The sequence below is a fragment of the Rhizobium sp. BK418 genome (assembly GCF_004341105.1).
In the GTDB taxonomy this organism is placed as follows: Bacteria; Pseudomonadota; Alphaproteobacteria; order Rhizobiales; family Rhizobiaceae; genus Rhizobium.
In genome coordinates, this window is record NZ_SLZK01000001.1 from 803,394 (window position 1) to 817,681 (window position 14,288).

Consider the following 14,288-nt stretch of genomic DNA (forward strand, 5'->3'; position numbering starts at 1 on the left):
GCCGGATCACTGGAGCAAGCTGAATGCGCCCTTGCCTTTTTGCTGCTACTGCCAACGCTGTAGCCTTTGCCGGCCTCTCTGCGCTGGTTGCTGCCTGCCAGTCCTCGACACCTGCAAAGGGGCCGGACCGCAGCGCGCTATCGACAATGGAGCGTGTGGCGCTCGGCGCCAACAGTTGCTGGTTCAAGTCGGGCGACCCGGCTTTCGCCGCATATAGGCTGGCGCCGGAGCTCAATTCCTTCTCCGGCCGGCCGCGCATCCTTGTCGTCCACAAGGGCAGTCCTGAAAGCCGCCCGCTTCTCGTCGTGCAGGCCGAGGGCAGTCCTGCCAAGATGCAGGCTTTTGGCCCGATGATGTCCGAGCCGGTCTCAGGCCGCATCGCCGCTGACGTCACCCGCTGGTCGGGCGGCAACCGCGCCTGCAGCTAAGGCTCCACATCACGAGCCTAATCCCAGAAAAACGACTTGCTGATTTCCCGCGCGGCATCGGTTTGCGACAGACCGATATCCTTCAGCTGATCTGCGGTCATATGGCGAAGCGCGCGCCGTCCCTCACGCTTTTGATGCCAGATGAGAATGGCGACCCAGAGACGCATCAGCCGTGTCGTGGCCGGCTTGTGCCTGGGCAGTACGATCTCGTGCGGACTATCGATAGAGACAATCGATACAATATGACCTTTGGCCTGGGGTATAGCGGACATCTTTGACTCCTGTTGCTTCCGCTGACAGGATTGTCTCATAGTCTTGACAGGTATAGGGTGACAATTTATTCATTGTCACCATGACAAATTGGCTCCCCGATCTTTCGCAGGGCTCCGGCCCGGTCTACATGCGGCTTGCGGACAACATTGAATCCGCCATTGCTTCCGGCGCCTTGCCGGCAGGCAGCAAGCTGCCGCCGCAGCGAAATCTCGCCTATGATATCGGGGTGACAATCGGGACAATCGGCCGCGCTTATGCGCTTGTGCATGAGCGTGGTCTTGTCGCCGGCGAAGTCGGCCGCGGCACCTATGTGCTTGACCGCGCCAATACGCCGCCTAGCGAGCAGGTCGATCCCGTCACTCTTTCGCTAAGCGGCACGCGCGTCGCGGATGCGCCCCCGAACAAGCTTCGCTTCGATACGACAGCTGCTCCCGATCTTGGTCAAGGCAAGGTCATCGCTGGCATCATGGCCGAGATCGGCGAACAGCATCTGGCGGAAATCTCCTCTTATTCTCGCAGCTTTCCGCCGAACTGGTTTGAGGCCGGACGTCTGTGGCTGGCACGCAATGGCTGGTCGCCGGAGGTCGAAAACGTCGTGCCGACGCTCGGCGCACACGCCGCGGCCATCGCCGTCATCGCCGCCGTGTCGGCGCCCGGTGACAAGATCGTCTTCGAAAACCTCACCTATACGCAGGTGAGCCGCAGTGTGCGCCTGCTCGGCCGGCGCACACTGATCGTCGAGTCTGATGAACACGGCATCATCCCTGATGATTTCGAGCGGCTCTGCCAGCAGCAGCATCCGAAGCTCGTCTTCACAATGCCGACCGTCCACAACCCGACACTTGCCATCATGTCCTATGAACGGCGCGTGGCCATTGCCGATATCGCAAGGCGACATGGCGTGTGGATCATCGAGGACGACCTCTATGGCGGCATGGCTAACGACGATACGCCTCTGCTCGCCTCGATCGCGCCTGATCGCACCTTTCTCGTCAACGGCCTGTCAAAGTCGGTCGCGGCTGGCGTGCGCGGCGGCTGGGTTGCCTGCCCGCCGCACTTCGCCCAGCGCATCAAGGTCACGCACAAAATGGTCACCGGCGGCCTGCCCTTCATTCTGGCCGAAACTTGTGCGCGTCTTGTTGAGAGTGGCAAGGCGCACGAGATCCGCAATGCCAGCGTCCTCGAACTATCGGCCCGCGTTCGCCTCGCCCGCGAGCAATTGCGCGGGTTCGAGTTCGAATCCCACCCGCACGCCCCCTTCCTGTGGCTGAAACTGCCGGAGCCCTGGCTGTCCGGCACTTTCAAGAATGCTGCCTTCCGCGATGGCGTGCTTGTCGATGACGAGGATGAGTTCAAGGCGGCGCGTGGGGAGAAAGTCTATCACCGCGTGCGCATCGGCTTCTCCTCACCGAAGGATAGAAACGAGCTGGCCGCAGGTCTTATGGTATTGAAACGCCTACTGGAAAATGGTGGCTCCGCCTATGACGGCGAGATCTGAACTGTTGCAGATCGGTGTCAGCATTGTGGAAAAGGTCATAATCGAAACATAGCGCTTTACCGAGACCTCTCGCATGTTACCTCTGTCCCATTCCGCTGTTTAGGCGAGAATCAAAGGACAGCAGATGAAATTCGAATTCCGTTCACTCCTGCTGCGCCTGTCAGGTATCGCGTCGGTCGCAGTCTTTGCATGCAGCCTGGGAATGTCATCAGCGGCGCAAGCCGGAGATAAGGTTTTCGACGAATTGCGCTTCGGCGCATCCGCTTCCGTTCAAGGCGGCCATTCGCATGAAGACGGCGTTTTCCCCGAAATAACGGCCCTTTTTGACCCCTTCGGCTTCGAGCAGGCAACCGGCTGGAAGCAGCAGCTTTTGCATCCCCGCGTTCATTTGGGCACCTCGATCGGTACGGCTGGCGAAGCCACGCAATTCTTCGCCGGTTTCACCTGGACGGTCGACCTCAGCGACAAGATCTTCGCGGAGGCCGGTTTCGGCGGCGTCATCCATACCGGTGACATCGATGGCAATGACGATGGGCCGGATCTCGGCTGTCGTGTGCTGTTTCACGAATATCTCGGCGCCGGCTATCGCTTCACCAGCAACTGGAATGTTATGGCGCAGCTCGCCCATTCCTCGAACGCCAACCTCTGTGACGGTCCGAACGACGGCATGACTCGCGCCGGACTGATGGTCGGCTACAAATTCTGAAGGCTGCGCCCTGCAAATTGCCAGTACGGAACTCGCGGTGCCTGCCCTCTGTTGACGGCAGGCATTTTCCTGTCGCGCATAGTTCCTACATAGGCTAAAGACACGGCAAACGCGCTAGAGCATGTCCGTTTTTCTTCCAATCACTGTCATGCTCTATCTCTTTGTTTTCACGCAATTCCGGATGCAAAACCGCTGCGCACTTTTGCAGGATTGCTCTAGGCAGGGATTTTCGAGAGCTCATGACCATTCCCAACACTATCAAGATTACGCCGGAACTCATCGCCTCACACGGCCTCAAGCCGGATGAATACCAGCGCATTCTGGATCTGATCGGCCGCGAACCGAGCTTCACGGAGCTCGGCATCTTCTCGGCCATGTGGAACGAGCACTGCTCCTACAAATCCTCCAAGAAGTGGCTGCGCACCCTGCCGACCAAGGGACCGCGCGTCATCCAGGGGCCGGGCGAAAATGCCGGTGTCGTCGATATCGATGACGGCGACTGCGTCGTCTTCAAGATGGAGAGCCACAACCACCCCTCCTATATCGAGCCCTATCAGGGTGCTGCGACCGGTGTCGGCGGTATCCTGCGTGACGTCTTCACCATGGGCGCTCGTCCGATCGCTGCCATGAACGCGCTGCGCTTTGGCGAGCCGGATCATCCGAAGACCCGCCATCTCGTTGCCGGCGTCGTCGCCGGTGTCGGCGGCTACGGCAATTCCTTCGGCGTGCCGACTGTCGGCGGCGAAGTGGAGTTCGACGCCCGCTACAACGGCAATATCCTCGTCAATGCCTTTGCTGCCGGCCTTGCAAAGTCGAACGCGATCTTCCTGTCGGAAGCCAAGGGTGTCGGCCTTCCTGTCGTCTATCTCGGCGCCAAGACCGGCCGTGACGGGGTCGGCGGCGCGACGATGGCTTCGGCCGAATTCGACGAGTCGATCGAGGAAAAGCGCCCGACCGTTCAGGTTGGCGACCCCTTCACCGAAAAGTGCCTGCTCGAAGCCTGCCTCGAGCTGATGAAGACGGGCGCCGTCATCGCCATCCAGGACATGGGTGCGGCCGGTCTCACCTGCTCGGCTGTTGAAATGGGCGCCAAGGGGGATCTCGGCATCCTGCTCGAACTCGACAAGGTGCCGGTACGCGAGGAGCGCATGAGCGCCTATGAGATGATGCTGTCGGAAAGCCAGGAGCGGATGCTCATGGTGCTGCAGCCGGAAAAGGAAGAGGAAGCCAAAGCGATCTTCGTGAAATGGGGCCTCGATTTCGCGATCGTCGGCAAGACCACGGCCGACCTGCGCTTCCGCGTCATGCATCAGGGCGAGGAAGTCGCTAATCTGCCGATCAAGGATCTCGGCGATCAGGCTCCGGAATATGACCGTCCCTGGCGCGAATCCGACAAGCGGGCGCCACTGCCGGCAAACCTCGTCGCAGCCCCGCAGGATTACAACGAAGCGCTGCTCAAGCTCGTTGGCTCCCCCAATCAATCGAGCCGCCGCTGGGTCTACGAACAGTATGACACGCTGATCCAGGGCAACTCGCTACAGCTGCCGGGCGGCGACGCCGGGGTCGTGCGCGTCGAAGGCCATCCGCTGAAGGCGCTTGCTTTCTCCTCCGACGTTACGCCGCGCTACGTTGAGGCCGATCCTTTCGAAGGCGGCAAACAGGCCGTTGCCGAATGCTGGCGCAACATCACCGCGACCGGCGCTGAGCCGCTGGCTGCGACCGACAACCTTAATTTCGGTAATCCGGAAAAGCCTGAGATCATGGGCCAGTTCGTCGGCGCCGTGAAGGGCATTGGCGAAGCCTGCCGCGCACTGGACTTCCCGATCGTCTCCGGCAACGTCTCGCTCTATAACGAAACAAATGGCGTCGCGATCCTGCCGACCCCCACCATTGCCGGCGTCGGCCTGATGCCCGACTGGCGCAAGATGGCCCGCATCGGCAGCGCTGCCGAAGGCGACAGGGTCCTGCTCATCGGTTCCGATGGCAGCCATCTCGGCCAGTCCGTCTATCTGCGTGATGTCGTCGGCAGCACCGATGGCCCGGCCCCGCACGTCGATCTCTTTGCCGAGCGCCGCAACGGCGATTTCGTTCGCTCAGTCATCCGCAACGGCCAGGCGACTGCCTGCCACGACATTTCCTCCGGCGGTCTTGCGATCGCGCTTGCCGAAATGGCGATGGCATCAGGCAAGGGCCTCAAGATCAGCCTCAGTGAAGGAAAGGGCGCGCCGCATGCCCTGCTTTTCGGCGAGGATCAGGCGCGCTATGTGCTGTCGGTTCCGAAGGATGTCGCCGATTTCGTCTGCGCCAACGCAGAAGGCGCCGGCGTGCCCTTCCGCCGCCTTGGCACCGTGCAGGGCGATGCGCTTGTCGTCGACGATCTGATTGCGCTGCCGATTCAGCAATTGCGCGATGCCTATGAATCGTGGTTCCCTGATTTCATGGATAACCGCGGCGAAATTGTCGCCGCGGAATGATGCGCAAGGAGTAACGATCATGGCCATGAAACCCGGCGATATCGAAGATATGATCAAGGCCGGTATTCCCGGTGCCAAGGTAACGATCCGCGATCTGGCCGGCGATGGCGACCATTACGCCGCAGAAGTCGTGGCGGAAGCCTTCCGCGGCAAGAGCCGCGTGCAGCAGCACCAGATGGTCTATGAGGCGCTGAAGGGCAATATGGGCGGCATTCTGCATGCGCTTGCTCTGCAGACCTCGGCGCCGGATTGAGCCGACATCCTGGCTTCGGCCGATCGAAGATCGGAAATGAACCGACCCGGCAGGAAATCCCGCCGGGTCTTTATTTTGGAGCGGAAGCGATTGGTACGAAATGGTCGGCGCCCCTCGCCTCTTTGTCCTCGTGCTCCCGGGCTGGCAGTTTGCTCACATCGGGATAGGCAAAGACCGAGGCCGGCATGGGTCCAGCCGTCAGCAGCGTGAAATCGAAGGAGGATTTCATGTCCGGCCCCAGCACATATTGGCGATGCACACGCAACTGATCGGCACGGATCTTCTTGTAGTGCTCCGGTGTCAGCATCTGCCGCACGCGGATATGGATCATGCTGGCCTGCGGCGCATCCGGATGGCCGGAAACACTGACGACCGGCACCTTGTAGAAGTTGATCGAGTCCGTCAGGCACTGTACGTCCAGCCAGAAAATATTCGGGCAACGTGCAATCAGGCCGACGCGCGAGCGCAGCAGCGTCGCCGATGACATCAGCGCGCATTGCAGGATGGCGCAGCCAAGCGTCGCAAACACCACGCGCTTGCTCTTGAAGACATCAGGTTCCCGTTCCAGCAGAATGCCGACGACATGGGCTGCGACGCTGGATCCCATGCTGTGCGAGGAGATGACATATTCATCGGCCTCCTCGTTGAGCGCCTCGCGCATCGACGTCGCGCATTGCTCGAGCCAGTCGTTGAAGTCTGTCCTGTCCATGCGCGCCAGCGCCACCGCCATGTCCCAGTCGGCGAAAAGATGCAGGGTATGGAAACGTTCCGAAAACGGCAGGAAGCCGAAGGTGAAGAAGATCGCCGCCAGCGGCGCACTCCAGCCGAAATGCCAGCCGGAAAGTCCGAGCCAGTAGGGCAGCGTCAGGATCTGCAGCGTGATGAGGATCGCAAATGCCGTCAGCAGGAAGGGAAAGATAAAGAACAGGCCGAAACGCCAGGCGTGGCGGAAATAGCCGGCCATGCCACCTTCCCGCACCACCTGCAAGAAGCTTAGAAAGCCTGCCGCGATGCGGCTCGCCGTATTGCCCATGCGCAACTGCTGCACCAGTTCGTTATGATCGAACACATGCACGCGCGTCCGCGTCTGCCAGCCATCGGCGCCAGTGCCGACATCGAAGGAAACATAGTGCCCTTCGCCTGCTGCACCTGTTTCGACATCATAGCCCCAGACGGATGCACTCTGCCGGGCGGTACGCTCATACCGCGCCCGATGCGCTGCACCATCAAGCGGCTCGAAGCCGGGGAAATGCAGCACAACCCGCTTATTGACGAGTTTCATAGTCTTTTTCTTCTTTCCGGCGGGTTGGGAGCGCCGCTACCTGATGACGGGTTCGCCTGAAAATACGGCGAAAAACCGGATAAAATCTTCGAGCCGCCTTGCTAATCGAACTCCTCCGGAATTCAATAGGGAACGGTTCGTTTCGATGGGATTGAGGGGATTTTGCAGCCGAACTCGTGCATGAACAGGTGTCCGACCTCGTCGGCCGCGTGCTGACGGATTTCCTGAAGAGGACGTTCGGCAGGACGACGATGCCAGGATGCCCCACGCGCTTTCGCTGATGCCGATCTCTCCGCTTTCCCCAATGTCACACACTGGCTTGCAACGCTGAGGGAGTGTCGCGGCTCAAGCCTTATAGTCAATTCGAACGGGCTGCCTCCGTAAGGTTCAGCCCGGGCGTCGCCTGATCTGTATTCTACCGGGGGGTCTCAAGAAATGGTTCGCATTCTGAAAATCATTCTCGCAACGCTGGTCGTGCTCTGTCTTGTCTCGGTCGGCGCGATTTATGCGCTGTCCGAGAGGCGGCTTGCCAAGACATATGATCAAGCGTCCACCGATTTTGCCGTGAAGACGGTGCTGTCGCCTGATGAGGCGGAACGGCGCGCCCGCACCTTCATGTGCGGCGGCTGTCATCATGATGCCGGCAACGTCCTTCTGGATGATCCGGCCCTTGGCCGCATCGTCGCGCCGAACCTGACGCGCGTGGTTCCCGGCTATACCGATGCAGAACTGGTGCGCCTCGTCCGCCATGGCATAAAGCGGGACGGGACCGGCGTCGTAATCATGCCCGCCAGCAATCTCTCGAACATCTCGGACGAGGATATGGCCGGCATCATTGCCTGGCTGCGCAGCCTGAAGCCGCTTCCGGATGCCGTGCAGGGCGGTACGAGCTGGGGTCCGGTCGGCCGGATCGGTCTGGCTCTCGACCAGATTCCCTTCGAGGCCGACGACGTCGCGCCGACTTTCAAGCCGGTTGCCGCCCGACCAGCCGATATCGGCGAATATATGTGGAAGACGGACTGCAGCCACTGCCACAATCTCGATACCGAAAAGCAGTCGCCGGCATTCAAGGCCCCTGCCCTTCGGCCGCTGGCGCAATCCTACCCGCCCGAGCAATTCAAGGCGCTGCTGCGCACCGGCAAGGGCATGGGCGGACGCGATCTCGGCGTCATGACCGAAGTCTCCCAATGGGATTTCAGCCACTTCACCGATGCCGAGATCGAACAGATCCAGGCCTACCTCGCCAAGCAGCCGTAACGCTTGGGCAACAATCCGAGTCACAGAGTGTCGCGGATTGGTCTTTTTTTGGTTTTGGCGGGTGGAATTCCCGCCCCCACATGCTATCTAAGAAAAACGATTGAAACGGCGGGCCTTTAACCCGCCTGTTGAAAGGATTAGGTCCCATGAGCGGCATCAACGAATTCATCGACAACGAAGTCAAGAGCAACGACGTCGTCCTCTTCATGAAGGGCACGCCGCAGTTTCCGCAGTGCGGTTTCTCCGGCCAGGTCGTGCAGATCCTCGATTATCTCGGCGTCGACTACAAGGGTATCAACGTGCTCGCCGATTCGGAAATCCGCCAGGGCATCAAGGATTATTCCAACTGGCCGACCATCCCTCAGCTCTACGTTAAGGGCGAGTTCATCGGCGGCTGCGACATCGTCCGGGAAATGTTCCAGGCCGGTGAGCTGCAGCAGCATCTCCAGGAAAACGGCGTCACGGTTAAGGGCGCCGCCTGATCGGTCACCGGGCGTCCGTCCGGTTTCCACATCTATATCTTGAGTTCGAGGCGCTGCACCAAGCAGCGCCTTGACCTGTTTATGGGATTTTCATTGTGACACATTCATCACAAGCCATGTCCGCGGGCCGCTTGCCCATGGGCAAGCTGGAATTTATCGCGCTTGCGGCTTTCCTGATGGCCGTGAACTCGCTGGCAATCGATATCATGCTGCCTGCCCTGCAGCAGATCGGCGCCAGCCTTGGTGTCGAAAACGAAAATCATCGCCAATATGTCGTTTCCGCTTATCTCTTCGGCTTCGGTCTCGCCCAGCTTTTCTACGGGCCGCTTTCCGATCGGTTCGGCCGCCGTATTCCGCTGCTGATCGGCCTCGGCGTTTACGTTGTTGCCGCCTTCGGCATCGCTGTCGTCCCGACCTTCGCGGGGCTTCTGGCACTGCGCTTCATCCAGGGTCTCGGTTCGGCCGCCACCCGCGTCATTACTATTTCCATCGTCCGCGATGTCTACGGCGGAAGACAGATGGCCGAAGTCATGTCGCTCATCATGATGGTCTTCATGGTCGTGCCGGTCATTGCGCCGGGCAGCGGCCAGATCATCATGCTCGTCAGCACCTGGCACATGATCTTCGTCTTCATCGGCACCATGGCGACGGCCGTCGGCATCTGGATGTATCTGCGCCTGCCGGAAACGCTGGATCCTGCCAATGTCCGTCCGTTCACAGTCCGCTCGGTGGCGCAGGGCTTTGCGATCTTCTTTTCCAACCGCATCGCACTCTGTTACACCGTTGCCAGCACGATCCTCTTCGGCGCGCTGTTCGGCTTCATCAACTCCGCCCAACAGGTCTATGTCGGCATCTACGGGCTCGGTGTCTATATGCCCGTCGCCTTTGCCGGTGTGGCGCTGTTCATGGCCTTTTCGTCCTTCATCAATTCGCAACTGGTCGGCCGCTTCGGCATGCGCCGCCTGTCGCACGCATCAGTCCTTGGTTTCTGCGCATTGAGCTTCATCTGGTTGGTGGTGCAGATATCAGGGCCGCAGCCGATGCCCTTCGTGATCTTCATTGTGTTCTTCGCGCTGGTCATGTTCCAGTTCGGCTGGATCGGCTCCAACTTCAACTCGCTCGCCATGGAGCCGCTCGGTCACCTTGCCGGCACCGCCTCCTCGGTGATCGGCTTCATGAGCACGATCGGCGGCGCCTTGATCGGAGCTCTGATCGGACAGGCCTTTGACGGCACGGCGACGCCGATGATCGCGGGCTATTTCGTCGTCTCGCTGATCGGCATCGTCTTCGTGCTGATCGCCGAGAAAGGTCGGCTGTTCAGGGCGCAGCACGCGCCGCTCTCGCACGACGATTCGATTTCAAGCTTCGCCGATGTCGGGCACTGATACCGGGCGCCGATATCTGGACTGAAGCCTACAGACACATCAGGCGGCGGCGCATCTTGGTAGGGGCTCGCCGCCCTCCCGCACAATATTCGGCCGGTTTCCGGCCGCTCTTCCGTCATTCAGGGGGTTCGAATGACTCTGACACACAAACCGCACACGGAAAACCAGGGCTCGGCCCGTATCGGCATGGGCTTCGTCGAATTCGTTGTCACCATCGCCATCATGACGGCCAGCATCGCCATGGCAATCGACAGCATGCTACCGGCGCTGCCCAATATCGGCCATTCGCTTGGTGTGACCAGCAACAATGACGCGCAGCTCGTCATCGGCGTCTTCTTCTTGGGCTTCGGCGCCTCGCAGATCATCTTCGGCAGCCTCTCGGATGCTTTCGGCCGCCGCAACATTCTGCTCGGCGGCCTGGTTTGCTATATGATCGGTATGTTTGCGGCCGCCGCCACTGGCAGCTTTGAAATGCTGCTGATCATGCGCTTCGTTCAGGGCATCGGCGGTGCGGCTGTCCGCATCACCACCATGTCGATCGTGCGCGACTGCTTTGGCGGCCGCGAGATGGCCCGCGTCATGTCCTATGTCATGATTGTCTTCATGATCGTGCCGATCGTCGCCCCCTCTGTCGGCCAGCTCATCATCACCTATGCCCATTGGAACTGGATCTTCATCCTGCTCGGCATCGTCGCCACGATTCTCTTCGTCTGGGCGCTACTGCGCCTGAAGGAATCCCTGCCGCCGGAAGAGCGCATTCCCTTGTCGGTCGCTGCTGTTGCCGACGGTTTCAAGACGGTTCTCACCAACCGCATCACCTGCGGCTACATGATCGGGCTGACCATGTTCACCGGGGTCATCAGCGCCTATGTGATCTCGGTGCAGCAGGTCTTCGGTGAAGTCTATGGTCTTGGCGACTGGCTGCCGATCGCCTTTGCGGCAACGGCCGGCGGCATTGCCGTCGCCAATTTCGCCAATGGCATGCTAGTGCGCACCTTCGGCATGCGCCGCATCTCGCATGCCGCCATGCTGCTGTTCACCATCATTTCGGCGCTGGGCTTTGTCGTCGCACTCGGCGGCACGCCAGCGTTCGCTTTCTCCTATGCGCTCTTCTCGATCCTCCTGATGATGTTTGCCGTGATCGCCACCAATTTCACCGCGATCAGCCTGGAGCCGATGGGCAACCTCGCTGGTACGGCAACGGCAATCACCGGTTTCGTCTCGACGACGTTCGGCGCCATTCTCGGCGGCGGTGTGGGCCAGCTCTTCAATGGCACGGTCCAGCCCCTTTTCGGTGGCTTTGCGCTCTTTGGTGCCATCACTGTCGTCGTGGTCCTCTGGGCGGAAAAAGGCAAGCTTTTCACCCATCCCGGTGACAGCCCACAGATCGACCCTGGCGCCGTTCACATGTAATGCTGCAGCAGACCTAAAGCGTGCAGCGATCTTTCGCAAAACCGCTGCGCACTCTTGCGCGACATGTTTAGACTGGAAGTTTGCCATGAGCCGTTTCTGGAGCCCCGTTGTCCATGTGCTGACGCCCTATGTGGCGGGCGAACAGCCCATTATCGATGGGCTCGTCAAGCTGAACACCAATGAGAACCCCTACGGTCCATCGCCGCGCGCGCTCGCGGCGATCTCGGAAGCGGTCAACGACACGCTGCGGCTCTATCCTGAGCCGACGGGCCTGAAGCTGCGCAAGGCGATCGCCTCCACCCACGATCTCGATCCGGGCGAAGTCTTCGTCGGCAACGGTTCGGACGAGGTTCTGGCGCACACCTTCCAGGCACTCTTGAAGCACGAGATGCCTCTGCTCTATCCCGACATCACCTACAGCTTCTATCCAACCTATTGCGGCCTCTACGGCATCGATTTCCGTGAGGTCCCGCTGGACGAGAAGATGCAGGTGCGCATAGAGGATTACCGGCAGCCCTGCGGCGCCATAATCCTACCCAACCCGAACGCGCCGACAGGTACGGCGCTACCGCTTGCAGCGATCGAGGCACTGATCGCGGAACATCCGGATCAGGTTGTCGTCATCGATGAAGCCTATGTGGATTTCGGCGGTGAGAGCGCCATTCCGCTGGTCAGGAGATATCCGAACCTGCTGGTCATCCAGACTTTCTCGAAATCGCGCGGCCTCGCCGGCTTGCGCGTCGGTTTCGCCGTCGGCCAGCGGCCGCTGATCGATGCGCTTGAAAGGGTCAAGGACAGCTTCAATTCCTATCCGCTGGACAGGCTGACCCAGGCTGGCGCCGTGGCTGCCTGGGAGGATTGGGACTGGTTCGGGAAACATTGCGACCTGATCGTTGCAAGCCGCGAGCGCCTGATTGTCGAGCTTAATGAGCTCGGCTTCGAGGTCCTGCCCTCCTCTGCCAATTTCGTCTTCGCCCGTCATCCCGAACGGGGCGGTGCGGAACTGACTGCGGAGCTGCGCAAGAAGGCTGTCCTCGTCAGGCATTTCCGCAAGGAACGCATCCAGGATTTCCTGCGCATCACCATCGGCACCGATGCCGAATGTGACAAGCTTCTGGACGCGCTGAAGCAGATTCTCGCCTGACGGCTCAGACTGTGACGACCTCGCGGCGCAGGATGTCCCAGCTCTCCTTATCAGGCGTGATCAGCAATCCGCCGGTAACATGATGCGGCAGATAGGCCGAGCCGTCGAAGCGGGCGGCATAACCGCCTGCTTCCTGAGAGATCAGCGTGCCGGCCAGATGATCCCAGGGCATCAGCTTGTTGTATATCAGGTAATGAACATGGCCGCCTGCAAAGGTGCGGTATTCGTGGGCCGCACAACGGTAGTTGGTGAGGAAGCGCACCTTGGCGAGATTGCCGAGGATTTCAGCGCGCTTTGCCTGCGGCAGGTAACCGGTGGAGGCCATGCCGACCATCTGGTCGAGCGCGACAGGCTCGGCCACCCGCAGCCGCTGCGCTTCTCCATCAGGCCGGCGCAGCCAGGCGCCCCCGCCCTTTTCCGCCATGACCCAGTCGTCGCCCATCGGATCGTAGATGATGCCGGCAACGGTCTCGCCCTTTGAGACAACCGAGGCCATGACGCCGAAGGCCGGAATACCCGAGGCGAAATTGAAGGTTCCATCGACGGGGTCGACGATAATGGCGAGATCCGCACCTGCGAGCTTGTCCAGCAGCGAGGCATCGGCGGCAACCGATTCCTCGCCGATGAAGAGCGCATCCGGCCAGAGGCGCTGGGCCTCCGACTTCATCAAGCGTTCGGCCTGTTCGTCCGCCTCGGTCACGAGGTCGGTCGCTTCCGTCTTGGCGCGCACATCACTGCTGCCCAGCCGGCGAAAGCGGGGCAGGATTTCCGCTTTCGCTGCCTGCCGCATAAGATCGGCAAGCTTCATCGTCTCTATGGCAGTCGTCATGGCCTCGTTCCTTTCGGTTTATCGGTAGCCGACGATCTCCTTGCGGATCATCTGCCAGCTTTCCTTGTCGGGAGCCGAGATGATGCCGCCGGAAATCTCGCCGGGCCGATAGGGTGTTCCGTCGAATTTCGCGGTATGGCCGCCGGCTTCCTGATGCGTCAGCACACCGGCAAGGTGATCCCAGGGCATCAGCTTCTCATGGCCGATGAAATGCAGTTTGCCCGATGAAACCATCCAATACTCATAGGCAGAGCAATTGAAGGCGAAGGTCATGCGGGTCTTGGCCATATTGCCGGCAATGCGCGAACGGTCCGGCTCGTCCATGTGGCTGAAAGACATGGCGCCAACCATACGGCCGAGTTCGATTGGCTCTGCCACGGCAAGGCGCACAGGCTCACAATTGCGCTTCTGCAGGAAGGCGCCAGCGCCCTTGAGCGAAACGACCGTATCGCCAAGCGCCGGATCGTGAATAATGCCCGCAACCGTCTCGCCCTTCGCGGTCACGGCCAGGATCGTGCCGAACACCGGCAGGCCAGCCGCGAAATTGAAGGTGCCGTCGACGGGGTCGATGACAAAAGCAAGATCGGCATCGGCCAGCGCCGGCACGACGGAACGATCCGCCTCATAGGCCTCCTCGCCGACGATCAGCGCACTCGGAAAGCGCTCGCGGATGGCGGCTGTCAGGTAAGCTTCGGAGCGCAGGTCGGCCTGCGTGACGAGATCGATGGAAGATGTCTTTTCGGAAACATTGGCCGCGGCCGCATTGCGGAAGCGCGGCATGATTTCTTCTTCAGCGACATGCCGGAGGCAATCACCGAGAAACTCTATGTCTCTGTCTGAGAAAATCATTTTGGACTCGTTGCA

The 14,288-nt window shown here is 60.4% G+C and carries 14 protein-coding genes; 10 read left to right on the plus strand and 4 right to left on the minus strand.

Annotated elements, in window-relative coordinates; translation table 11 throughout:
- The first annotated feature begins 23 nt into the window (after positions 1-23).
- Positions 24-428, plus strand: coding sequence for a hypothetical protein (locus EV281_RS04000; RefSeq protein WP_132651619.1), 405 nt, complete (start codon positions 24-26; stop codon positions 426-428).
- Positions 429-445: 17 nt separating this feature from the next.
- Here the strand turns inward: EV281_RS04000 and EV281_RS04005 are convergent, their stop codons facing one another.
- Positions 446-700, minus strand: coding sequence for a DUF1127 domain-containing protein (locus EV281_RS04005; RefSeq protein WP_132651620.1), 255 nt, complete (start codon positions 698-700; stop codon positions 446-448).
- Positions 701-780: 80 nt separating this feature from the next.
- Here EV281_RS04005 and EV281_RS04010 point away from each other — a divergent pair, with 80 nt between their 5' ends.
- The 4 genes from EV281_RS04010 to EV281_RS04030 all read left to right on the plus strand — a co-directional run bounded on the left by EV281_RS04010 (position 781) and on the right by EV281_RS04030 (position 5,632).
- Entirely contained in the window at positions 781-2,199 is a 1,419-nt protein-coding gene (locus tag EV281_RS04010; protein WP_132651621.1) for a PLP-dependent aminotransferase family protein, read from the plus strand.
- A gap of 124 nt (positions 2,200-2,323) precedes the next feature.
- A complete protein-coding gene (locus EV281_RS04015) occupies positions 2,324-2,905 on the plus strand; it encodes an acyloxyacyl hydrolase (RefSeq protein WP_132651622.1) in 582 nt (193 codons plus the stop codon).
- Positions 2,906-3,144: 239 nt separating this feature from the next.
- Entirely contained in the window at positions 3,145-5,379 is a 2,235-nt protein-coding gene (gene purL, locus EV281_RS04025; protein WP_132651624.1) for a phosphoribosylformylglycinamidine synthase subunit PurL, read from the plus strand.
- 19 nt (positions 5,380-5,398) lie between these two features.
- Positions 5,399-5,632, plus strand: coding sequence for a BolA family transcriptional regulator (locus EV281_RS04030; RefSeq protein ID WP_007826248.1), 234 nt, complete (start codon positions 5,399-5,401; stop codon positions 5,630-5,632).
- A gap of 70 nt (positions 5,633-5,702) precedes the next feature.
- On the opposite strand, the gene EV281_RS04035 is transcribed toward EV281_RS04030, so the two are convergent.
- Positions 5,703-6,914, minus strand: a complete 1,212-nt coding sequence (locus tag EV281_RS04035) for a hypothetical protein (protein WP_245508210.1) — start codon at positions 6,912-6,914, stop codon at positions 5,703-5,705.
- 435 nt (positions 6,915-7,349) lie between these two features.
- On the opposite strand from EV281_RS04035, the gene EV281_RS04040 reads away from it, so the two are divergent.
- The 5 genes from EV281_RS04040 to hisC all read left to right on the plus strand — a co-directional run bounded on the left by EV281_RS04040 (position 7,350) and on the right by hisC (position 12,595).
- Entirely contained in the window at positions 7,350-8,171 is an 822-nt protein-coding gene (locus tag EV281_RS04040; RefSeq protein WP_132651625.1) for a c-type cytochrome, read from the plus strand.
- A 146-nt stretch (positions 8,172-8,317) separates the two neighbouring features.
- Positions 8,318-8,653, plus strand: a complete 336-nt coding sequence (grxD, locus tag EV281_RS04045) for a Grx4 family monothiol glutaredoxin (protein WP_112567585.1) — start codon at positions 8,318-8,320, stop codon at positions 8,651-8,653.
- Between the two features lie 137 nt (positions 8,654-8,790).
- Positions 8,791-10,038 carry a multidrug effflux MFS transporter gene (locus tag EV281_RS04050; protein ID WP_132652001.1) on the plus strand — a complete coding sequence of 416 codons (1,248 nt, stop codon included), beginning with the start codon at positions 8,791-8,793 and terminating at the stop codon, positions 10,036-10,038.
- Between the two features lie 132 nt (positions 10,039-10,170).
- Entirely contained in the window at positions 10,171-11,451 is a 1,281-nt protein-coding gene (locus EV281_RS04055; RefSeq protein WP_132651626.1) for a multidrug effflux MFS transporter, read from the plus strand.
- Between the two features lie 85 nt (positions 11,452-11,536).
- A complete protein-coding gene (gene hisC / locus EV281_RS04060) occupies positions 11,537-12,595 on the plus strand; it encodes a histidinol-phosphate transaminase (protein ID WP_132651627.1) in 1,059 nt (352 codons plus the stop codon).
- Positions 12,596-12,599: 4 nt separating this feature from the next.
- On the opposite strand, the gene EV281_RS04065 is transcribed toward hisC, so the two are convergent.
- Positions 12,600-13,424: an inositol monophosphatase family protein gene (locus EV281_RS04065; protein WP_132651628.1), complete on the minus strand. Its 825-nt coding sequence runs from the start codon at positions 13,422-13,424 to the stop codon at positions 12,600-12,602.
- Positions 13,425-13,442: 18 nt separating this feature from the next.
- Complete coding sequence (locus tag EV281_RS04070) at positions 13,443-14,273, minus strand: inositol monophosphatase (protein ID WP_132651629.1); 831 nt, start codon at positions 14,271-14,273, stop codon at positions 13,443-13,445.
- Positions 14,274-14,288 lie beyond the last annotated feature (15 nt).